This window comes from Streptacidiphilus jeojiensis (assembly GCF_042510965.1).
Taxonomy (GTDB): domain Bacteria; phylum Actinomycetota; class Actinomycetes; order Streptomycetales; family Streptomycetaceae; genus Streptacidiphilus; species Streptacidiphilus jeojiensis.
This window is the reverse complement of sequence record NZ_JBEUKS010000006.1, coordinates 99948-120306: the sequence shown is the minus strand read 5'-3', so window position 1 is coordinate 120306 and position 20359 is coordinate 99948. Positions and strand designations below refer to the sequence as shown.

General features: G+C 71.9%; 15 protein-coding genes and 1 pseudogene. 13 read left to right on the top strand and 3 right to left on the bottom strand.

All coding sequences use genetic code 11. The annotated features are described in order from the left end of the window. Window positions 1-50: 50 nt before the first annotated feature. The gene (locus ABUW04_RS18150; protein WP_030256886.1) at window positions 51-1043 is read left to right on the top strand and encodes an SPFH domain-containing protein; all 993 of its coding nucleotides are present in this window, start codon (window positions 51-53) and stop codon (window positions 1041-1043) included. Then, a complete protein-coding gene (locus tag ABUW04_RS18145; protein WP_380565735.1) occupies window positions 1040-1942 on the top strand; it encodes a hypothetical protein in 903 nt (300 codons plus the stop codon). Before ABUW04_RS18150 ends, ABUW04_RS18145 begins: the two co-directional genes overlap by 4 nt. A 98-nt stretch (window positions 1943-2040) precedes the next feature. Here the strand turns inward: ABUW04_RS18145 and ABUW04_RS18140 are convergent, their stop codons facing one another. Then, complete coding sequence (locus ABUW04_RS18140; RefSeq protein WP_380565734.1) at window positions 2041-3396, bottom strand: ricin-type beta-trefoil lectin domain protein; 1356 nt, start codon at window positions 3394-3396, stop codon at window positions 2041-2043. Window positions 3397-3650: 254 nt separating this feature from the next. Continuing rightward, window positions 3651-4058, bottom strand: coding sequence for a DUF5997 family protein (locus tag ABUW04_RS18135; RefSeq protein WP_030256895.1), 408 nt, complete (start codon window positions 4056-4058; stop codon window positions 3651-3653). Between the two features lie 58 nt (window positions 4059-4116). On the opposite strand from ABUW04_RS18135, the gene ABUW04_RS18130 reads away from it, so the two are divergent. The 8 genes from ABUW04_RS18130 (at window position 4117) to ABUW04_RS18095 (ending at window position 15461) form a co-directional block, all read left to right on the top strand. Further along, complete coding sequence (locus tag ABUW04_RS18130) at window positions 4117-4923, top strand: LysR substrate-binding domain-containing protein (RefSeq protein ID WP_380565733.1); 807 nt, start codon at window positions 4117-4119, stop codon at window positions 4921-4923. 199 nt (window positions 4924-5122) lie between these two features. Continuing rightward, window positions 5123-7213 carry an RICIN domain-containing protein gene (locus tag ABUW04_RS18125; protein WP_380565732.1) on the top strand — a complete coding sequence of 697 codons (2091 nt, stop codon included), beginning with the start codon at window positions 5123-5125 and terminating at the stop codon, window positions 7211-7213. A 444-nt stretch (window positions 7214-7657) separates the two neighbouring features. Continuing rightward, window positions 7658-9058, top strand: coding sequence for an ABC transporter substrate-binding protein (locus tag ABUW04_RS18120; protein WP_380565731.1), 1401 nt, complete (start codon window positions 7658-7660; stop codon window positions 9056-9058). A gap of 5 nt (window positions 9059-9063) precedes the next feature. Continuing rightward, window positions 9064-10029, top strand: a complete 966-nt coding sequence (locus tag ABUW04_RS18115; protein WP_030256906.1) for a carbohydrate ABC transporter permease — start codon at window positions 9064-9066, stop codon at window positions 10027-10029. Between the two features lie 4 nt (window positions 10030-10033). Beyond that, window positions 10034-10942: a carbohydrate ABC transporter permease gene (locus tag ABUW04_RS18110; RefSeq protein ID WP_380565730.1), complete on the top strand. Its 909-nt coding sequence runs from the start codon at window positions 10034-10036 to the stop codon at window positions 10940-10942. A 58-nt stretch (window positions 10943-11000) separates the two neighbouring features. Further along, the gene (locus ABUW04_RS18105) at window positions 11001-12506 is read left to right on the top strand and encodes an alpha-N-arabinofuranosidase (RefSeq protein ID WP_380565729.1); all 1506 of its coding nucleotides are present in this window, start codon (window positions 11001-11003) and stop codon (window positions 12504-12506) included. Window positions 12507-12593: 87 nt separating this feature from the next. Then, window positions 12594-14135, top strand: a complete 1542-nt coding sequence (gene arfA, locus ABUW04_RS18100) for an arabinosylfuranosidase ArfA (RefSeq protein WP_380565728.1) — start codon at window positions 12594-12596, stop codon at window positions 14133-14135. A 225-nt stretch (window positions 14136-14360) separates the two neighbouring features. After that, window positions 14361-15461 carry a LacI family DNA-binding transcriptional regulator gene (locus ABUW04_RS18095; RefSeq protein ID WP_380565727.1) on the top strand — a complete coding sequence of 367 codons (1101 nt, stop codon included), beginning with the start codon at window positions 14361-14363 and terminating at the stop codon, window positions 15459-15461. Here ABUW04_RS18095 and ABUW04_RS18090 read toward each other — a convergent pair. Beyond that, on the bottom strand, window positions 15350-16396 hold the full coding sequence (locus ABUW04_RS18090) for a deoxyribonuclease IV (RefSeq protein WP_380565726.1): 1047 nt from the start codon (window positions 16394-16396) through the stop codon (window positions 15350-15352). The genes ABUW04_RS18095 and ABUW04_RS18090 overlap by 112 nt on opposite strands. A 137-nt stretch (window positions 16397-16533) precedes the next feature. Here ABUW04_RS18090 and ABUW04_RS18085 point away from each other — a divergent pair, with 137 nt between their 5' ends. From ABUW04_RS18085 to ABUW04_RS18075, 3 genes and pseudogenes are all read left to right on the top strand, one after another. Continuing rightward, window positions 16534-17295, top strand: coding sequence for a DeoR/GlpR family DNA-binding transcription regulator (locus ABUW04_RS18085; protein ID WP_030256920.1), 762 nt, complete (start codon window positions 16534-16536; stop codon window positions 17293-17295). Then, complete coding sequence (locus ABUW04_RS18080; RefSeq protein ID WP_380565725.1) at window positions 17292-18239, top strand: 1-phosphofructokinase family hexose kinase; 948 nt, start codon at window positions 17292-17294, stop codon at window positions 18237-18239. The genes ABUW04_RS18085 and ABUW04_RS18080 overlap by 4 nt, the downstream gene beginning before the upstream one ends. Window positions 18240-18243: 4 nt before the next feature. Continuing rightward, window positions 18244-20285, top strand: a pseudogene (locus ABUW04_RS18075) (PTS fructose transporter subunit IIABC). Window positions 20286-20359: the final 74 nt, after the last annotated feature.

Genomic DNA, 20359 nt, shown 5'->3' with positions numbered 1-20359 from the left:
GATAACTGGGTTACCCGATATCGTCTATCTGACGACAAGGGGGGCCTGCCATGGCCGACATCAACAAGCGCTTCGGGCTGCGACACCTGCGCGCCGCACCCACCTCGCACATCCGCCACCTGCGCCGCGGCGAGATCGCCCACGAGGGCGCCGGCATCGCCTTCTGGTTCCGGCCGCTGGTCGCCGCGCTCTCCGAGGTACCCGTCGACGACCGTGAGCTGGCCATGCTGTTCCACGGCCGCACCGCCGACTTCCAGGACGTGACCGTGCAGGCCACGGTGACCTTCCGGATCACCGACCCGGCGGCCGCCGCCACCCGGCTGGACTTCGGCATCGACCCGGACACCGGGGTGTGGCGGGCCGCGCCGCTGGAGCAGATCGGCTCGCTGCTCACCGAGACCGCCCAGCAGCACGCGCTGCACCTGCTGGCCCGCACCGCCCTGGCCGAGGCCCTGGTCGACGGGGTCGCCTCGGTGCGCACCCGGATGGCCGAGGGGCTGGCCGCCGAGCCCCGGCTGGCCGAGACCGGCCTGGAGGTCATCGCGGTACGGGTGGTCGCGCTGCGCCCCGAGCCCGAGGTGGAACGGGCGCTGCGCACCCCCGCCCGCGAGCAGATCCAGCAGGAGGCGGACCGGGCCACCTTCGAGCGCCGCGCCGTCGCCGTCGAGAACGAGCGCGCCATCTCCGAGAACGAGCTGGAGAGCAGGATCGAACTGGCCCGCCGCGAGGAGCAGTTGGTGGCCCAGCAGGGCGCCAACGCGCGCCGCCTGGCCGAGGAGGAGGCAGCCGCCGCGGCCGTCCGCACCGGCTCCGAGGCCGACCGGCGCACCACCCTGGCCACCGCCGAGGCCGAGGCGGTCCGGACCATCGGCGCCGCCACCGCCGCCGCCGAGGCGGACCGGCTGGCCGCGCACCAGCAGGTCGACCCGGCCGTGCTGCACGCCCTGGCGCTGATGGAGCTGGCCGGGAACCTGCCCAAGGTGGACCATCTGACGCTCACCCCGGACCTGCTCACCGACCTGCTCGGCAGGCTGGCGCGGTGAGCCTGGCCCCGCGCGCCGTCCTGGTCCACCGGCGCACCGAGTACCAGGAGTTGATCGACCGTCACAGCACCCGGGGGCAGGCCGAGTTCTTCCTGCGCACCCGGGGCCGGGAGATCGGCGAGGTCGAGCGGCGGCACCGGCTGGCCGAGGCCGCGCTGGCCCAGGTCGCCGGCGCGGTCCCGGCGGACTGGCGGCACGCCCGGGTGGAGCGCACCGACCTGTCCCGCTTCCTGTTCGCCCCCGACGACGTCGTGGTGGTCGTCGGCCAGGACGGGCTGGTCGCCAACGCCGCCAAGTACCTGGCCGGGCAGCCGGTGCTGGGCATCGACGCCGAACCCGGCCGCAACCCGGGCGTCCTGGTCCGGCACCGCGCCGCCGACGCCGCCAAGCTGCTGCGGGCCGCCGTCGAGCCCGGGCTGGAGGCGCGGCTGGACCAGCGCACCATGGTGGAGGCGGTGGCCGACGACACCCAGCGGCTGCTGGCCCTGAACGAGATCTACCTGGGCCAGCCCGGCCACCAGACCGCCCGCTACCGGCTCGGGACCGCGACCGGCGAGGCGCCGGAGCCGCAGGCCAGCTCCGGTGTCCTGGTCGGCACCGGCACCGGGGCCACCGGCTGGTGCCGTTCCGCCTGGCTGGAGCGGCAGAGCCCGCTCCGGCTGCCGGCACCCGACGACCCGGCACTGGCCTGGTTCGTCCGCGAGGCCTGGCCCTCCCCCACCACCGGCACCGACCAGGTCCAGGGCCTGCTGGCCGGGGAGCAGCGGCTCTCGCTCACCGTGGAGTCCGACCGCCTGGTCGCCTTCGGCGACGGCATCGAGTCCGACGCCCTGGAGCTGACCTGGGGCCAGGTGGTCCACCTCGGAGTCGCCACGACCCGACTGCGCCTGCTCGGCTGAGCCCCTCGGCCATGACGGCCGACGCCCACCGTTTCGCGGTGGGACGCCGGCCGTCATGGTTCCTTCACTGCTGACTGGGGGTCACAACTGTCGTGACGTCAGGCCGGCAGCGACCACAGCTGGTTGGCGGTGCCGGCGCAGTCCCAGATCTGCACCTGGGTGCCGGAGCCGCCGTACCCGGTGTCGTCCAGGCACCTGTTGGACTGCGGGTTGTAGTACTCCCCGTTGGACTCGTGGATCCAGACCTGGGACCCGGTGTTGTTGCAGTCGTAGAGATCCACGAGCGTACCGTTGGCCGTGCCGCCGCCGTTGACGTCCAGGCACTTGCCCAGGACGTGCAGGGTGGTACCGGCCGCGACGTAGGTCCACTGCTGCGCGGCGGTGCCGTTGCAGGTGTAGACCTGGACCGGGTTGAAGTTGGCGGTGCTGGCCGAACGGTCGTCCAGGCACAGGCCGTTGTAGCCGGTGACGGCGCTGCCGCCGGTGGGCGGCGGCGTGGTGCCGCCTCCGGTGGTGGTGTACGCCGCGACGTAGCCGACGCTCATGGTGGCACCGGAGCTGGTGGCCGAGGTCGGGGTGGTGCAGCCGCAGACGCCGTTGGGGAATCCGCCGCCGATGGCCAGGTCGAAGATGATCGACAGGTTGTGGTCGAAGGCCGCCTGCCAGGTCGAGGCGCCGACCTGACTCTCACTCACGCTGAAGTACTGCGCGCCGTCGAGGTACCAGGTGATGGTCTCGGCCGAGGTGTTGGTGCGGTCCAGGATCATCGAGTAGGTGTGGTACCCGGTCTGGCAGCCGGAGCAGGCGCGCAGCCCGCTGCCGATGCCGTTGCCCTCGTTGCACACCCCGCCGGGGTAGGTGCCGCAGTGGATCGTCCCGGCCACCTGGGAGAGGGCGTTGACGTCCTCCATGATGTCGACCTCGCCGTTCTCGGGCCACTGGCCCGGGCCCAGCATCCAGAACGCCGGCCAGTAGCCGAGGCCGCTGCCCGGGTTGGGCTGCTGGATCGACGCGGTGACCTGCAGCTTGCCGCCGGCCGGCGCGCCGACGTTGGCGCTCGGCGTCTGGATCCGGCCCGAGGTCCAGCTGCCGCCGTTGTTGATCGCGGTGATGTCCAGGTGACCGCTGCCGTCGAGGTGGACGTTGCTGGTCGAGTTGGTCATGGTCTCGATCTCGCCGGTCCCGAAGTTCGACCCGGGGCCGGTGTCGTAGATCCAGTTCGAGGACGACGGCGCGCTGCCGGACGCGCCGGCGAAGCTGTCGCTGAACGCCGTGGTCCAACCCGCGGGCGGCGCGGGCACGGTGACCGCGTTGGCGGCACTGGGGAAGGTCATGTACGCCGCGACCAGCGCGATCGTCGCCAGCAGCACGGCGGAGCGGGTCCGGCGCAGGAAGCGGAGCAGGGAGAGCCCACGCCGTGGGGAGCGCGGGCTTCGTGCGTGTGTACCGGTCATCTACAACTCCCAAGAGTGCGCCGCGAACTGCCGTGTGGGGACGGGAGCTCCGGCACGGTTCCGAAACAGCGGCGGCAGGGGAGTGCCGCAGTGAGAGCGCTCTCACAAGGATCTCTTGGAACTATCGACCTTGGCATGCACACGCGTCAATGCCTGTGTCACAGAATGGTCTCCGCCGGACGGCGGAGTGGCATCCGGGTACGAGGACCGGCGCCGACACGCCGACGCCGGCGCCGTGAGGGTGGGGCTGCGGATCAGCCGCGGTCCCGCTGCTTGGCCGCCTCCTGCTTGTGCTTCTCCTTGATGCGCACGGTCTCCTTGCGCACCTCCGCCTGGGTGGCGCGCTCGCGCTGCAGCCACTCCGGGGCGGCGGCCTTCAGCTCGTCGATCTGCTCGGTGGTGAGCGCCTCGGTGATACCGCCGCGGGCCAGCCCGGAGATGGAGACGCCCAGCTTGTCGGCGACCACCGGCCTGGGGTGCGGGCCGTTGCGGCGCAGGTCCGCCAGCCACTGCGGCGGATCGGCCTGCAGGGCGTTGAGCTCGTCGCGGGAGACGACGCCCTCCTGGAATTCCGCAGGAGTGGCCTGGAGGTGGACACCCAGTTTCTTCGCCGCGGTCGCGGGCTTCATCGTCTGGGGGGTCTTCGGCTTGAGCGTCGTCATGGGGTCAAGGGTAACCAGCGCGGGAGCCTGTCCAGGTCACGGCCGGTAGCCTGGCTCCGTGACAGAGACGCAGGTGACCTCGCCGTTCCGGCTCGCATACGTTCCCGGAGTGACCCCCACCAAGTGGGTGAAGGTCTGGAACGAGCGGCTGCCGCAGGTCCCGCTCACCCTGGTGGGACTGCCCGCGGCCGAGGGCGACCCGACCCTGCGGCAGGGCGGCGCGGACGCCGGGCTGGTCCGGCTCCCGGTCGACCGGACCGTCCTCAGCGCCATCCCGCTCTACACCGAGACCACGGTGGTCGTGGTCCCCAAGGAGCACCGGCTGACCGAGGCGGCCGAGCTGACCGCCGCCGAGCTGGCCGAGGAGATCGTGCTGCACCCCCTGGACGACGTCCTGGAGTGGGAGCAGCGTCCCGGGGTGCCCGCCAAGGAGCGCCCGGCCACGACGGCGGACGCGGTCCAGCTGGTGGCCGCGGGGATCGGGGTCCTGGTCGTCCCGCAGTCGCTCGCCCGGCTGCACCACCGCAAGGACCTGACCTACCGCCCGGTCACCGACGCGCCCCAGTCGCAGGTGGCGCTCGCCTGGCCGGAGGACCGGACCACGGACCTGGTGGAGGAGTTCATCGGCATCGTCCGCGGCCGGACGGTCAACAGCACCCGGGGCCGCGCGGGCGAGACCGCGCCGCAGCCCAAGCAGCAGCGCGCCAAGGCGGGCGACAAGGCGGGCGACCGGCGCGGGCAGAAGGGCGGGGCGGCCAGGACCGGTGGCGGACGTCCGCGCACCGGCGGCGGCTCGGGCTCCGGCGCCGGTAAGGGCGGGAAGCCCAAGCCCGGCAAGCGCGGCAAGCCGCAGCGCCGCTCCTGACCCCGGAACGGGCCGGGGCAGGACCACAGGTCCGTTCTATTGACGCCGGGCAGGCCGGTAGGTACAACGATGGCACCGCATGGCGTGCAGCGGGTGATCCCCGCCCGCACGCCCCCTTCGGCGCGGCCGGCGCGTGATGCCGCCCGCCGCTCCCGCAGTGCGGTCCCACCGTGTTCCACCCACCCACCGAGGATGTCGTATGCGCCTGCTCGAACGTCCGCCCCGCCGCCCGGGGCGTGCCGCCCTCCGGGCCCTGCTCCTGCTGCTGTCCTGCCTGGCGCTGGTCGCCGCGCCCGGCACCGCGCACGCCGTGACCACCGGCAACGGCTCGCTGGTGTACTCCCCCGCCGCCGGCAGCTCCTTCGACCCGGCCGGGACGACCTACGCGAAGATCGTCGTACTGAAGCACAGCGGCACCGCCAACGGGCGCATCCTGGTGACCTACGACCAGCTGGTCTGGGTGAACGGCAAGCAGGTGTACCCGATCTACTCCAGCAGCGACAACGGCGCGACCTGGACGCACCTCAGCGACGTGGTGCCGGGGAACGACTTCTCCACGCTGATCAAGACCTCGCAGCCGTCGTTGTACGAGGTGCCGCAGGCCACCGGCGGTCTCGCGGCCGGGACGCTGCTGCTGGCGGGGAACATCATGCCGTCGGACAAGTCCAGCACCCGGATCGTGGTCTACAAGAGCACCGACCACGGCGCCACCTGGTCCTACCTGAGCACCGTGGACAGCGGCGGCCCCGCCGTCTACGACCCGAGCGCGACCTCGACCACGACCGCGGTCTGGGAGCCCTCGCTCGGCCTGGACTCGGCCGGGGCGCTGGTGTGCTACTTCTCCGACGAACGGCAGAAGGCGAGCGGCATCCTGCAGGCGGTCTCCTACCACGTGTCCACCGACGGCGGGGCCACCTGGGGCGCGGAGGGCAACGTCACCGCGATCGCCAACGACAGCGACCGCCCCGGCATGATCACCGTCACCGCGCTGCCCAACGGCAAGTACATGGCGACCTACGAGGTGGTCAACCGCCCCTCGACGACGCTGAACACCGCGGTGGTGTACTACAAGTTCTCCGACGACGGCATCACCTGGACCGCCTCCGACCTGGGCACTCCGATCAAGCTGGCCAACGGCCGGGGGCTCGGCTCCTCGCCCTTCGTGAAGTGGGTGGCCGGCGGCGGGCCCAACGGCATGGTCGTGGTCTCCGCCAAGTGGGCCCTGGACTCCTCCGGGAACATCAGCGGCGGCCAGAACTTCTACGTCAACTACAACCTCGGCCAGGGGCCCTGGGAGCGGCTGCCGTACGCGGTGACCTACGACGCCAGTGACACCCAGGGCGGCTACTTCGCCGGATTCGCCCAGGCCTTCGACACCAGCGTGGACGGGAACACGTTGTACCAGGCGACCGATGTGGAGAACCTGACCACCACGTACAACGACATCCGGGTCGGCTCCGTCCCGCTGAACGCCCACCACTACGAGGCCGAACGGGCCACCCTGACCGACGCCTCCGTGGTCACCCAGGTCGACGCGGACAACGGCAGCAAGGTGGGCTACATCAACTACTCCGACAGCAAGGTCGCGTTCACCCACGTCAACGTCCCCACCGCGGGGACGTACACGGTGAACGTCCGCTACGACAACGGCAGCGGCGCCACCAGCAGCCAGACCGTGAGCGTGAACGGGGGCACGGCCAGCACGGTGAGCTATCCGGCCACCGTCGACTGGAACCGCTACGGCTGGGCGCAGTTCACCGCGACCCTGAACGCCGGGTCCAACACGATCACCTTCGGGTACAACGGCAGCTACGCGGAGCTCGACGCCATCGACGTCTACCAGGCCGGGGTCGCCGCGGACGGGGAGTTCAAGCTGGTCAACCGCAACAGCGCGAAGGACCTGGAGATCACCTCCGCGCTGACCACCGAGAGCGCGCCGGCGGGCCAGTGGGGGGACACGAACAACCCCACCCAGACCTGGCGGATCAGCGCCGCCTCCGCGGGCGGCTACACGCTGACCAACCTCAACAGCGGGAAGCTGCTGACCGTGAGCGGGGCCTCCACCGCCAACGGCGCCGCGGTGGTGCAGAACGCCTCCAGCGGCTCGGCCTCCCAGCGCTGGACCCTGACGCCGACCGACTCCGGGTACGCGACCTGGACCAACGCCAACAGCAGCAAGCTGTTGGAGATCTACGCGAACTCCACGGCCGACGGTGCCATCGCCGACCAGTGGGCGTCCACCGGCTACAACTGCCAGCAGTGGCTCCTGGTCAAGGAAGGCATCCAGTAGCCGTCGCACCACCAGCAGCGTGACCAGCAGGAGCAGTCGAGGCGGCGGGCCGTGCACGGCCCGCCGCCCGGCACCCCCACGCCCCGGGGCGGCCTCCGGCGCAGTGTTACGAAGAGGCGACGGCGGGATGTCGGACAGGCCATTGACGCGACCGCCGTACCACGGGTACAACGTAAGAACCTGATCAGCCGACCACCGCCACCAGCGGACTGCGGACGGCGAACCCCGCAGGTACGGGCCGGTGCTCCGCGCTTGGAGCCGCACCACCCCCAGGACCTTCGCCGGCGCCTGCCCGCCCCCAGCTTCGCCCGCTCCACCCCCTCTGCGCCACCCATCCGCCCCACCCCACCCGCGGCACTCCCCCTGCGTGTGCCGCACCCCCCGCTCGCCCGCCCCGCCGAACTCCACGGCGGCAGCCATCAGCAGCAGTCAAGGGAGACTCTCATGTCGTCGAACAGCTCCGAGCACAGATCCGCCGCCGACCAGCCCGTGGCCGGCCCGTCCCGCCGTTCACTGCTCCGTGTGCTCGGCGCGGCCGGTGTCGGAGCCGCCGCCGTCGGCGCGCTCAGCGCCTGTGCTCCCGGCTCCTCCGCCGCCCCCAAGGCCCTGGGCTCGGTCGCTCCCTCGCAGGCCAAGGGCAGCACGACGCTCTGGTTCAAGGACGACGACATCCTGAAGGTCTTCCGCGGCGTGGTGCCCTCGTTCACCAAGAAGTACCCGGCGGTGACCGTGAACCTGGTCGGCGTCGACATCGACAAGAAGCTGGCCCCGGCGCTGATCTCCGGCGCCGGCGTGCCCGACGGCGCCTACCTCGGCGACGGCAGCGTGCTGGGCCAGGCCGAGCATCTGACCGACCTGACCTCCCTGATGGCCAAGTACCGCGCCGACACCGTGCAGTACAAGCTGGACGTGAACACCGACGGCCAGCGCCTGGTCGGCATCCCCTGGGACACCGACCCCGGCCTGCTCTACTACCGCGAGGACATCCTGTCCGCCGCGAAGGTCGACCCCACCCAGCTCACCTCCTACGACGCCCTGCTGGACGCCGCCCGGGAGATCAAGGGCCGCAACCCCAAGGCCCAGCCGATCCCGCTGGAGCAGGACCCCGACCTGGCCATGCAGTGGCTGATGATGCTGGTCAACCAGCAGCAGGGCACCGGCATGGTCGACTCCGCGGGCAAGCTCACCATCGACACCGACGCCTTCCGCACGGCGCTGACCTGGATCAAGAAGGTCGCCGACGAAGGCCTGGGGGCCCGCAGCAAGTTCGCGAGCACCGCGCAGATCGCCCAGGCCGACGGCGGCACGGTCTCCCTGGTGCCGTGGGCGATCTGGTACAACTTCCTGGTCCAGGGCACCTTCAAGAAGAGCGTGGGCCACTGGCGGGCCGCGCAGCTGCCCGCGTGGACCACCGGCGGGGCGCGCTCGGGCGTGATGGGCGGCAGCTCCTTCGTCATCCCGGCCAAGGCCGCCAACCCGGACCTGGCCTGGCTCTTCTACGAGCACGCGGTCTACAGCGCCGAGGGCTACCAGGCCGTGTTCGGCAGCAACAGCGTCTACCCCAACGGCCTGAACACCGCGCTGCCGTCGGTCAAGTCCGCGCTCAACCCGCAGAACTCGCTGTTCAAGCCACTGGCCGGGCTCGGCAACGAGAACCTGTGGGAGGTCGGCACCCAGGCCTCGCTGGCCATCCCGCCGGGCTACCGCATCCCGACCTGGTTCAACCAGGCCGACGCCTACCTGGGCGCCAACCTGCAGAAGCTGATGGACGGGAAGATGAGCGTGGACGCGGTCATCAAGCAGTCCGTGTCGGCGATCCAGACCAACCTCGTCGACCGGGCCTGACCGCCATGGCGAACCTGACCTGGAACACACGCGCGCCGCAGTCGGCGCAGCAGGATTCGCCGCCCGCCCGCCGGGTCCGGGGCCGTCGCCCCGGGTCCGGCGGGTCCCGGGCCCGGCAGGAGCGGTGGTGGGGCCTGGCCCTGATCTCGCCCTTCCTGCTGATCTTCGCCGCCTTCACCGCCTACCCGCTGGTCTACGCCCTGGAGCTGAGCTTCAGCGACTGGCACGGCGCCGGCGTGCTGCGCTGGGTGGGCTGGTCCAACTACAGCTACCTGCTGACCAACGGGGACTTCTGGGCCTCGCTGGGCAACACCGGGGTGATGTGGCTGCTGATCGTCCCAGTGCAGACCCTCGGCGCGGTCGCGGTCGCCAGCCTGCTGACCCGCTCGCGGCTGAGGTTCAAGAAGACCCTGCGCACCGTCGTCATCCTGCCCTACGTGACGCCGCTGGCGGCGATGGCGCAGGCCTTCGTGCTGCTCTTCGACGACCACTTCGGCGCGGTGGACCGGGTGCTGACCGCGCTCGGCGGCCCGAACATCGGCTGGCTGACCACGACCACCTGGGCCAAGCCCGCCATCGCGCTCTTCGTGATCTGGAAGACCAGCGGCTTCGCCCTGATCATCATGCTCGCCGCGGTCCAGGGCATCACGCCCGAGGTGTACGAGGCGGCCTCGCTGGACGGAGCCGGTCCGGTGCGGACCTTCTTCTCGGTCACGGTCCCGCTGGTGCGCCCCGCGGTCGGCTTCTTCGTGGTCATCTCGACCCTCGGCATCTCGCAGATGTTCCTGGAGCCGTTCATGATCACCCAGGGCGGCCCCTACAACTCCTCGACCACGTCGGGCATGTACCTCTACAACCACATCCGGGCCTCCGACCTGGGCACCGGCGCGGCGAACTCCTTCCTCCTGGTGGTCCTCGTCCTGCTGCTGTCCCTGGCCGCGGTCCGCGTCCTGCGCTCCAGGGAGGACTGAGCCGGTGACCTCCACCACTCTGACCGAGCGGCCGCGCGCCGCCACCGCTTCGGGGGGAGCCGGGTCCGCCTGGCAGCCCGTCCGCACCGTTGCCGGCTACGCCTGCATGGTGCTGGCCGCGATCGTCTTCCTGTACCCCATCGTCTGGATGGTGCTGTCCTCCTTCCGGCCGGGCGCGAGCATCCTCAACGACCCGCTGGGCTTCGACCCGTCCGCGGCGACGCTGCGCAACTGGACCGGCATGCTCGACAACACGCCGATCATGCACGCCCTGTACAACACCGCCCTGGTGGTGGTCGGCAAGGGCGGCCTGCTGCTGGTCCTCAGCCCGCTGGCCGGCTACGGGTTCGCCAAGTTCGACTTCCCGTTCAAGAGCGCGTTCTTCGGGCTGGTGCTGCTCACCCTGATGCTGCCGACGATGGTGCTGATCATCCCGATGCTGCTGGAGATGAGCCAGCTGAACTGGGTGAACACCTACCAGGCGCTGATCCTGCCCGGCGCGGTCGACGCCTTCAGCGTGTTCTGGATGCGGCAGACCATCAGTCAGATCCCGGACGAACTGCTGGACGCCGCGCGGATCGACGGCTGCGGGCCACTGCGCGCCTTCTGGTCGGTGATCGTCCCGGTGCTGCGGCCCAGCCTGGCCGCGCTGGCCGTGCTGTCCCTGTTCAACATCTACAACGACCTGGTCTGGCCGATCGTGGCCATCAACGACCAGCAGCACGAGACCCTCTCGGTCCTGCTGGCGGGCATGTCCTCGAACATCCAGGGCGGTCAGGCCGGCGTGAGCAGCGCCGACCTGTGGGGCCAGCTGATGGCGGCCTGCACCTTCGCGACCGTGCCGACCGTGCTGCTGTTCGTGTTCCTGCAGCGCCACTTCATCCGCGGTCTGCTCGCGGGCAGCAGCCGCTGACCGCCACCAGCCCCGACCGCGCCAGCCACCGCCCGACCGCCGAAGGAATGACCTCCACGTGACCGCACGGCAGCAAGCCCACCTCACCGTCCACCCCCTGTTCGACATTGGCGAGATCGATCCGCGCATCTTCGGCAGCTTCGTGGAGCACATGGGACGCTGCGTCTACTCGGGCGTCTTCGAGCCCGGCCACCCCACCGCCGACGCGGCCGGCTTCCGCGGCGACGTCACCGACCTGGTCCGCGAACTGGGCGTCAGCGTGGTGCGCTACCCGGGCGGCAACTTCGTCTCCGGCTACGACTGGCGCGACGGCGTCGGCCCGGTCGGCGACCGTCCGACCCGGCTGGACCTGGCCTGGCGCTCGCTGGAGCCGAACACGGTCGGTATCGACGAGTTCCTGCCCTGGGCGCGACGGAACGGCCTGGAGCCGATGATGGCCGTCAACCTCGGAACTGCCGGACCCAAGGAGGCGGCGGAGCTGGTCGAGTACTGCAACCTGGCCGGCGGCACCGCCACCGCCGCCGAGCGCGCCGCCAACGGCCATCCCGCGCCGCACGCGGTGCGGACCTGGTGCCTGGGCAACGAGATGGACGGCCCCTGGCAGATCGGCCACACCACCGCGGCCGAGTACGGCCGCCGCGCGGCCGAGGCCGGCAAGGCCATGCGCCTGGTCGACCCGGGCATCGAACTGGTCGCCTGCGGCTCCTCCTTCCGCCACATGCCGACCTTCGGCGCCTGGGAGGACACCGTCGCCGAGCTCACCCTGGACGTCGCCGACTACATGTCCATGCACGCGTACTACGACGGCACCGCCGACCGCCGCGACTACCTCGCCTCGGGGCAGCGGCTGGAACGCTTCATCACCGACGTGGTTGCCACCTGCGACGCCGTCAGCGCCAGGCTGGGCTCCCCGCGCCGGATGATGATCTCGCTGGACGAGTGGAACGTGTGGTCGTCAGCTGCCGCCTCCTCGCCCGTCGGCGAGGGCCAGGACCACGAGATCAGCCACGCCCCGCGGATCACCGAGGACCCCTACCAGGCCCTGGACGCCGTCGTCCTCGGCGACCTGATCATCGGGATCCTCAACCACGCGGACCGGGTCAAGATCGGCTGCCTCTCGCTGCTGGTCAACGTCAGCGCGCCGATCCTCACCGAGCCCGGCGGCGGGGCGAGCAGGCAGGCGATCTTCCACCCCTTCGCCGCCGCCGCGCACACCGCGCGCGGACGCGCGCTGAACGCCCGGCTCACCGCGCCGGCGTTCGCGACGCCCACCCACGGCGACGTCCCGCAGGTGGCAGCCGCCGTCACCCACGACCCGGCGACCGGCCAGGCCGCGGTGTTCGCCACCAACCGCGGCACCGAACCGGTCGAACTCACCATCGACCACAACGCGTTCGGTGCCTTCGACATCAAGTCCGCGCACACCCTGACCGCCGCCGACCTTCGCTCCCCCGGCGACCTCACCCTGGTCCCGCTGGAGCAGTTCCACCCGGGGGCCCGCAGCTCGACGCTGCTGCTGCCGCCCGAGTCCTGGACCCTCGCCGAAGCCGTCGCCCGGGCCTGAGCCGGTCCGCCCGCCCGCCGCCCACCTGCCCTGGCCCTCCGCCTGCCCGCCTGCCCGCCTGCTCCGACCTTTCAGTGAAAGGCAGTCATGCCGCACCAACGCACCGCCCCCGCCCGCTTCACCCTCGACCCCGCGTTCAGCGTCGGCACGGTCGACCCGCGCCTGTTCGGCTCCTTCGTGGAACACCTGGGGCGCTGCGTCTACACCGGCATCTACGAGCCGGGCCACCCCGCCGCCGACGAGGCGGGCCTGCGCACCGACGTGCTGGAACTGGTCCGCGAGCTGGGGGTGACCACGATCCGCTACCCCGGCGGCAACTTCGTCTCCGGCTACAAGTGGGAGGACAGCGTGGGTCCGGTGGAGTCGCGTCCGCGCCGGCTCGACCCGGCCTGGCGCGCCACCGAGACCAACGCCTTCGGACTGTCCGAGTTCATGGGCTTCCTCGGCAAGCTCGGGCCCGAGGCCGAACCCATGATGGCGGTCAACCTCGGCACCCGCGGCACCGCCGAGGCGATCGAACTGCAGGAGTACGCCAACCACCCGGCCGGCACCGCGCTGTCCGACCTGCGCGCCGCGCACGGCGACAAGAACCCGTTCGCGATCGGGCTCTGGTGCCTGGGCAACGAGATGGACGGCCCCTGGCAGATCGGCCACAAGAACGCCGAGGACTACGGCAAGCTGGCCGCCGCCACCGCCCGCGCGATGCGCATGATCGACAAGAACCTGGAACTGGTCGCCTGCGGCAGCTCCAGCCAGAGCATGCCGACCTTCGGCGCCTGGGAGGCCACCGTTCTGGAGCACACCTACGACCTGGTCGACTACATCTCCATGCACGCCTACTACGAGGAGCTCGACGGCGACCGCGACTCCTTCCTCGCCTCGGCGGTGGACATGGAGGCGTTCATCGAGAACGTGGTGGCCACCTGCGACCACGTGGGCGCCCGGCTGAAGTCGTCGAAGAAGATCAACATCTCCTTCGACGAGTGGAACATCTGGTACAACGCCCGCTTCCAGCAGGACTTCGACGAGAACCCGCCGGACTGGCCCGAGGCGCCGCGGCAGCTGGAGGACAGCTACTCGCTGACCGACGCGGTGGTCTTCGGCTCGCTGCTGATCACCCTGCTGCGCCACGCCGACCGGGTCCGGGTGGCCTGCCTGGCCCAGCTGGTCAACGTGATCGCCCCGATCATGACCGAGCCCGGCGGCCCGGCCTGGCGGCAGACCACCTTCTTCCCCTTCGCGCAGGCGTCGCGGTACGGGCGCGGACGGGTGCTGCAGGTCGAGGCGGAGAGCCCGGCGTACACCACCGCCAAGTACGGCGAGGTGCCGCTGCTGCACGCCACGGCGGTGCTGGACGAGCAGAGCGGGGAGGTGACGGTGTTCGCGGTCAACCGCAGCCGGACCCGGGCGCTGCCGCTGGAGGTCGCCCTGCACGGCACCGGCGTGTCCGAGGTGGTCGAGCACAGCGTGCTGGCGGACCAGGACCCGGACGCCCGCAACACCCTGGCCGAACCCGACCGGGTCGTCCCCCGGCCGGCCGAGGGCGCCACCGTCGACGGGGAGCTGCTCCGCTGCGAACTCCCGCCGCTCTCCTGGAGCATGATCCGGCTGGCACCGGGCCGCGGCTGACCCTGCCGGCGGGGGCGGTCCGACGTGACCGGGCCGCCCCGGCCGTTCCACCCCCGCCGTACCGACCGGTGACAACCGTTCCCACGTTGTACCCTTGGCCTCGCAGGCCTGTCAGCGGTTGTCCGGCGGCTGCCCGCCTCGATTGGATAACGTCGGGCCGGAAGCACGCTCACGCAATGCTCAGCGGCGTCAAAGTCTCAGTGGACCGACATCTGGAGGAACCCCGTGGGTGAGCCCACCTTGCACGACGTCGCGGCCCGGGCCGGAGTGTCGATCAAGACGGTCTCCAATGTGCTCCGCGGGGTGACCGGCAAGGTGTCGGCGGAGACCTCGGCCCGGGTGCTCCAGGTCATCGAGGAGATCGGCTACCGCCCCAACCTCTCGGCCCGACGACTGCGCAGCGGCCGGTCCAACGTGGTCGCCCTCGCCGTGCCCGACCTGCGCAACCCGTACTTCGCCGAGGTCGCCACCGCGATGATCAGCGCCGCCCGACAGGCCGGCTACACCCTGCTGATCGAGGAGACCGGCGGCAACGCCGGGGACGAGCTGAACGCGGCCGAGGGGCTGCGCGATCCGCTGATCGAGGGCGTCATCATGGCGCCGCTGGCCCTGGACCCGCGGCAGTTGGACCGGCGCGGCCGTACCGTCCCGCTGGTGCTGCTGGGCGAGCACGACTACGACGGCGACTGCGACCACGTCATGTTCGACAATCTGACGGCCTCTCAGCGGATGACCGCGCACCTGATCGAGCAGGGCTACCGACGGATCGCGGTGATCGGACGGCAGGACGCCCCGCCGCAGGCGGCGGCCATGGCCGCGATGCGGTTCAACGGCTACCGCAGGGCGCTGACCGAGGCGGGTCTGGCCTACGACCAGCGGCTGGCCCCGGTCATCGCCACCACCGCCTACGGCAAGGCGGCCGGCGCCGAGGCGGCCGAGCAGATCTTCGCGCGGGGGCTGAAGCCGGACGCGCTGTACTGCTTCGCCGACGTGCTCGCCATCGGCGCGCTGCGCGCCGCGCACTGCCGGGGCCTGCACGCCCCCGAGGACTTCGGCCTGGCCGGGTTCGACGGCATCGAGGAGGGCCGGTTCACCATCCCCACCCTGACGACCATCGCCCCGGACTACGCGGACATGGCCGCACTGGCGGTGAACGCGCTGATCGAGCGGATGGAGTCGACGGTCCCGATCGGCCACCGGGACATCCTCTGCCGCTACGAGCTGGAGGTGCGCGAGAGCACCCAGCCGGGACTGCGCACCGGCGCTGCGGGCGCCTCGGGCGCCGGCGCGGTCAGGGCTGGGGCGGTCGGGGCGGTCGCCGGCTGAGCGTCGGGGCCCCGGCGCAGCTGCTTGAGGCGGTCGATGTCCCTGGTGTGCAGGGCGCCCTCGATCCGGTCGGGGGCGTGGCGGTCGTCCGGGGTCTCGATGATCAGCGGGACCCCGTCGGTGGCCGGGTGGGTGAAGAGTTCGCCGAAGGGCTCCGCGCCGATGTGACCGGCGCCGATGTTGGCGTGGCGGTCCTTGCGGGCTCCGGCCACGTCCTTGGAGTCGTTGGCGTGGATCAGCCGCAGCCGACCGGGACCGGCCGCGGCGACCAGTTCGTCCAGCATCCGCGCCGTGCCACCGGGGGCGGCCAGGTCGTGGCCGGCCGCGAAGGCATGGCAGGTGTCCAGGCAGACGCCGACCCTGGGGTGGCGCTCCAGCGCGTCGACGTACTCGGCGAGGTCCGCCATCCGCGAGCACAGTGAGCTGCCCTGCCCGGCCGTGGGTTCCAGCAGCAGCCAGGGCGCGTCCTCGCCGTAGCCGTCCAGCTCGTCCAGCAGCGGCAGCATGCCGTCGTGGACCTGGCGCAGTGCCGCCGTCCGGCTGCCGCCCACCGCCGAGCCGGTGTGCACCACCACTCCCGCCGCGCCGATCGCACGGCCGCGGCTCAGCGAGTGGCGCAGCGACTCGCCGGAGCGCTCGCGGGTCGCCGCGGAGTCGGAGCCGAAGTTGATCAGGTACGGCGCGTGCACATAGGCGGAGATCCCGCGCTCGGCGCAGCCGGCGCGGAAGGCCCGGTCCTGCTCCGGGTTGCCGGTCGGGGCGGCCCAGCCGCGCGGGTTGGCGACGAAGACCTGCACGCTCTCGGCCCCCACCTTGTCGGCGTAGGCCAGGCCGGTACCGGCCAGCCCCCGGCCGGCGACCGGGACATGCGCGCCGACGGGGTTGCGCGGAGTGGAACGGATCACCGCCCGAGCATCGCACACCTGTGGAGGCATGGGATCTCCCTGCCGTCCCATGTGGTTATCCCTGTGGTTCATGCCCGAGTGTGTGTTTTATTGCCCGAAACTCTTGACGGCCCTCGCAACCGGGCGTAAAACCATTCGAAACAAGCTTCTAACGGCGGTGAAACCACATGTACGCGGAGGAGCGTCACCAGCTCATCGTGGAGCAGGCGCGGCGGGACGGCCGGGTCGACGTCACAGCCCTCGCATCGGGGCTCGACGTCGCCACCGAGACCATCCGGCGCGATCTGACCATGCTGGAGCGGCAGGGCCTGCTGCGCCGGGTCCACGGCGGGGCCATCCCGGTCGAACGGCTCGGGTTCGAGCCCGGTCTGGCCCAACGGGCGGCCGCCCTGATCGGGGAGAAGGAGCGCATCGCCAAGGCGGCGGTCGCCGAGCTTCCCGACGAGGGGTCGATCCTGCTCGACGCGGGGACCACGACCGCCCGGCTGGCCGAGCAACTGCCCGCCGACCGCGAACTCACCGTGGTCACCAACGGACTGGCCATCGCGGCCCTGCTGGCCAACCGCCCCAACATCAACCTCTTCATCGTCGGCGGCCGGGTGCGTTCGCGCACCCACGCGATGGTCGGTGAATGGACCCGGAACCCGCTCGCCGACACCTATGTCGACGTGGCCTTCATGGGCACCAACGGCATCTCCGTGCAGCGCGGGCTGACCACGCCCGACTCCGCCGAGGCCGACGTCAAGCGGCAGATGATGGCCAGCGCCCGACGCACGGTGGTGCTGGCCGACCACACCAAGTTCGCCGCCGACCACTTCGCCCGCTTCGGCCGGGTGGACGAGGTCGACGTGGTGATCACCGATTCGGGCCTGGACGCCGAGGTCGCCGACGAGCTCTCCGACGCCGGCCCCCGGGTGGTGCGCGCATGATCGTCACGCTGACCCCCAACCCCAGCCTGGACCGCACCCTTGAGGTCCCGGACCTGCACCGCGGCGCCGTGCTGCGGGCCACGGCCCGGCGCACCGACCCCGGCGGGAAGGGCGTCAACGTCTCCCGGGCGCTGGCGGCCAACGGCCGCAAGACCGTGGCGGTGCTGCCCTGCGGCGGAATCGTCGGCAGCCGGCTGGCCGAACTGCTCGCGCCCCAGGGGGTCGAGGTCCTCGCGGTGCCGGTGCTCGGCGAGATCCGGGTCAACATCAGCGTGGTCGAACCCGACGGCACGGTCACCAAGATCAACGAGCCGGGCCCGGTGCTCACCCCGCAGGAACTGGACGCGCTCGCCGAGGCCGCCGTCCGGGCCGGCCAGGGAGCCGCCTGGGTCGCGCTCAGCGGCAGCCTCCCCCCGGGGGCGCCGGACGACCTCTACGCCCGGCTGATCGGCCGGATCCGCGAGGCAGGCGGACCGCTGATCGCCGTCGACTCCAGCGGCGTACCGCTGGTCGCCGCCCTCGCCGCCGGTCCGGACCTGGTCAAACCCAACCGCGCCGAGCTGGCCGAGGCGTCGGGGCTGCCGGTCACCACCCTCGGCGAGGCCGTCGCCGCCGCGCTGGCGCTGCGCGACCGCGGTGCCCGCACCGTACTGGCCAGCCTGGGCGCCGACGGAGCGCTGCTGGTGGACGGTTCGGGCGCGGTGCACGGCCGGGCCCGGGTCGCCGAGCCCCGCAGCGCCGTGGGCGCGGGCGACGCGCTGCTCGCCGGCTACCTCTCGGCCGGCGACGGCGGTACCGGGGCCCTGGCCGAGGCCGTCGCCTGGGGCGCCGCTGCGACCTCGCTCCCCGGCAGCCGGATGCCCGGCCGCGAACACCTGGACCGGGCGGGCGTCCACCTCGACCCGGACTTCGACCCCAACCACCCGCTCACCGAACGGAACTGACGCCATGTCCGATCTGATCACCCCCGATTTCGTGGATCTCGACCTCAGGGCCGCAGATCGCCATGAGGTGGCCTTCTCCCTGGCCTCCCGGCTGGCGTCCGACGGCAGGGTCACCGACCTCGCCGGGTTCCTCGCCGACGTGCGGGCCCGCGAGGAGCAGATGCCCACCGGCATCGAGGGCGGCATCGGCATCCCCCATGCCCGCTCCGCCCATGTCACCGAACCCTCGCTGGCGTTCGGCCGCAGCACCGCCGGAGTCGACTTCGGCGCCGAGGACGGCCCCGCCGACCTGGTGTTCCTCATCGCCGCCCCGGCGGGCGGCGACACCGACCACCTCACCATCCTGGCCTCGCTGGCCCGCCGCCTGGTGCACGCCTCCTTCCGGCAGGCCCTGCGCGACGCATCCGACCCGCAGGCCGTCGTCGACCTCGTCAACAAGGAGGTGCTGGGCAGATGAGACTCGTAGCCGTCACCGCATGCCCCACCGGCATCGCCCACACCTACATGGCCGCCGAGGCCCTGGAGCAGTCGGCCAAGGACGCCGGCCACCAGATCACCGTGGAGACCCAGGGGGCGGCGGGCGCCGTCCCGCTGACGCCGGATCAGATCGCCGAGGCCGACGCCGTGATCTTCGCTGTCGACGTCGAGGTGCGCGGCCGGGACCGGTTCGCCGGCAAGCCGACCGTCGAGGTGCCGGTCAAGAAGGCCATCAGCGGCTCGGCCGAACTGCTGGCCCGCGCCGAGGAGGCCGTCCGGCAGGCCGCCCCCGCGAACGCGGCGGCTGCTCCCGGTGACGCGCCGGCCCCGGCCCCGGCGGTCCCGGCCGGCGCAGCCGCCCCGTCGGACCAGCGCTCCTCGGCCGCCCGCTTCGGCACCCATCTGCGCCAGTGGATGATGACCGGCGTCAGCTACATGATCCCGTTCGTCGCGGCGGGCGGCATCCTGATCGCGCTGGCCTTCATGTTCGGCGGCGCCGAGGTCGCCATGAAGGTCAACGGCGGCGTGTTCCAGGGCCACACCTACCCGGGCGTGACCGACCTGTCCAAGCTCATCGACCAGGCCGGGTACGCCGGGGTGCTGTTCAAGATCGGCTCCACCGCGTTCTCCATGCTGGTGCCCGTCCTGGCCGGCTTCATCGCCTACGCCATGGCGGACCGTCAGGGCCTGGTGCCCGGAATCGTCTCCGGGCTGCTGGCCTCGGCGATCGGCGCCGGCTTCCTCGGCGGCCTGGTCGGCGGCCTGCTGGCCGGTGCCCTGGTGCTGGCACTGACCAGGTACAAGCCGCCGCGTGCGATCGCCGGCATCATGCCGGTGGTGGTCATCCCACTGGTCTCGACCCTGATCATGGGCGTGCTGATGCTGGTGGTCATCGGCGAGCCGATCGCGGCGGCGCAGCGGGGGCTCACCGACTGGCTCGGCGGGCTCTCCGGCACCAACGCGATCCTGCTGGGCGCGCTGCTGGGGCTGATGATGGCCTTCGACCTCGGCGGCCCGGTCAACAAGGTCGCCTACACCTTCGGTGTCGGCAGCCTCGCCAGCGGCGACCTCAAGGTCATGGCCGCCGTGATGGCGGCCGGTATGGTGCCGCCGATCGCGATGGCACTGTCCACCGTGGTGCGACCGAAGCTGTTCGGCGAAAGCGAGCGCAAGGCCGGAGAGGCGGCCTGGCTGCTCGGCGCCTCGTTCATCACCGAGGGCGCGATCCCCTTCGCCGCGGCCGACCCGCTGCGGGTGCTCCCCTCGCTGATGGCGGGCAGCACCACCACCGGCGCCCTGTCCATGGCCTTCGGCGCCACCTCGCGGGCCCCGCACGGCGGGCTCTGGGTGATCGGCCTGATCGGCCGGCCCGGGCTCTACCTGCTGGCCATCGCAGCGGGTGTGCTGGTGGGTGCGGCCTGCGTCATCGGGGCCAAGCAGATCGGCCGGGCCGAGGTCGCCGGCGGGGCCGAGGGTGCGGCTGGCGCTGCGGCCGCGGACGGAGCTGGAGCCGGTACCGGAGCCACCGCCGACAAGCCGGCCGTCAACCACGAGGCACTGGTCGGCTGATCCGGGCACCCATCCTGCCCCGATCCGCCTCCGATCCGCCCGGCCCCGCGCGCTCCCCCGGCTCGCGGGGCCGA

Bases quoted from the DNA above. Each gene is read 5' to 3' on its own strand.
- ABUW04_RS18150 (WP_030256886.1), top strand. From the start codon at position 51: ATGGCCGACATCAACAAGCGCTTCGGGCTGCGACACCTGCGCGCCGCA.
- ABUW04_RS18140 (WP_380565734.1), bottom strand. From the start codon at position 3,396: ATGACCGGTACACACGCACGAAGCCCGCGCTCCCCACGGCGTGGGCTC.
- ABUW04_RS18135 (WP_030256895.1), bottom strand. From the start codon at position 4,058: ATGACGACGCTCAAGCCGAAGACCCCCCAGACGATGAAGCCCGCGACC.
- ABUW04_RS18125 (WP_380565732.1), top strand. From the start codon at position 5,123: ATGCGCCTGCTCGAACGTCCGCCCCGCCGCCCGGGGCGTGCCGCCCTC.
- ABUW04_RS18120 (WP_380565731.1), top strand. From the start codon at position 7,658: ATGTCGTCGAACAGCTCCGAGCACAGATCCGCCGCCGACCAGCCCGTG.
- ABUW04_RS18115 (WP_030256906.1), top strand. From the start codon at position 9,064: ATGGCGAACCTGACCTGGAACACACGCGCGCCGCAGTCGGCGCAGCAG.
- arfA (WP_380565728.1), top strand. From the start codon at position 12,594: ATGCCGCACCAACGCACCGCCCCCGCCCGCTTCACCCTCGACCCCGCG.
- ABUW04_RS18090 (WP_380565726.1), bottom strand. From the start codon at position 16,396: ATGCCTCCACAGGTGTGCGATGCTCGGGCGGTGATCCGTTCCACTCCG.
- ABUW04_RS18085 (WP_030256920.1), top strand. From the start codon at position 16,534: ATGTACGCGGAGGAGCGTCACCAGCTCATCGTGGAGCAGGCGCGGCGG.
- ABUW04_RS18080 (WP_380565725.1), top strand. From the start codon at position 17,292: ATGATCGTCACGCTGACCCCCAACCCCAGCCTGGACCGCACCCTTGAG.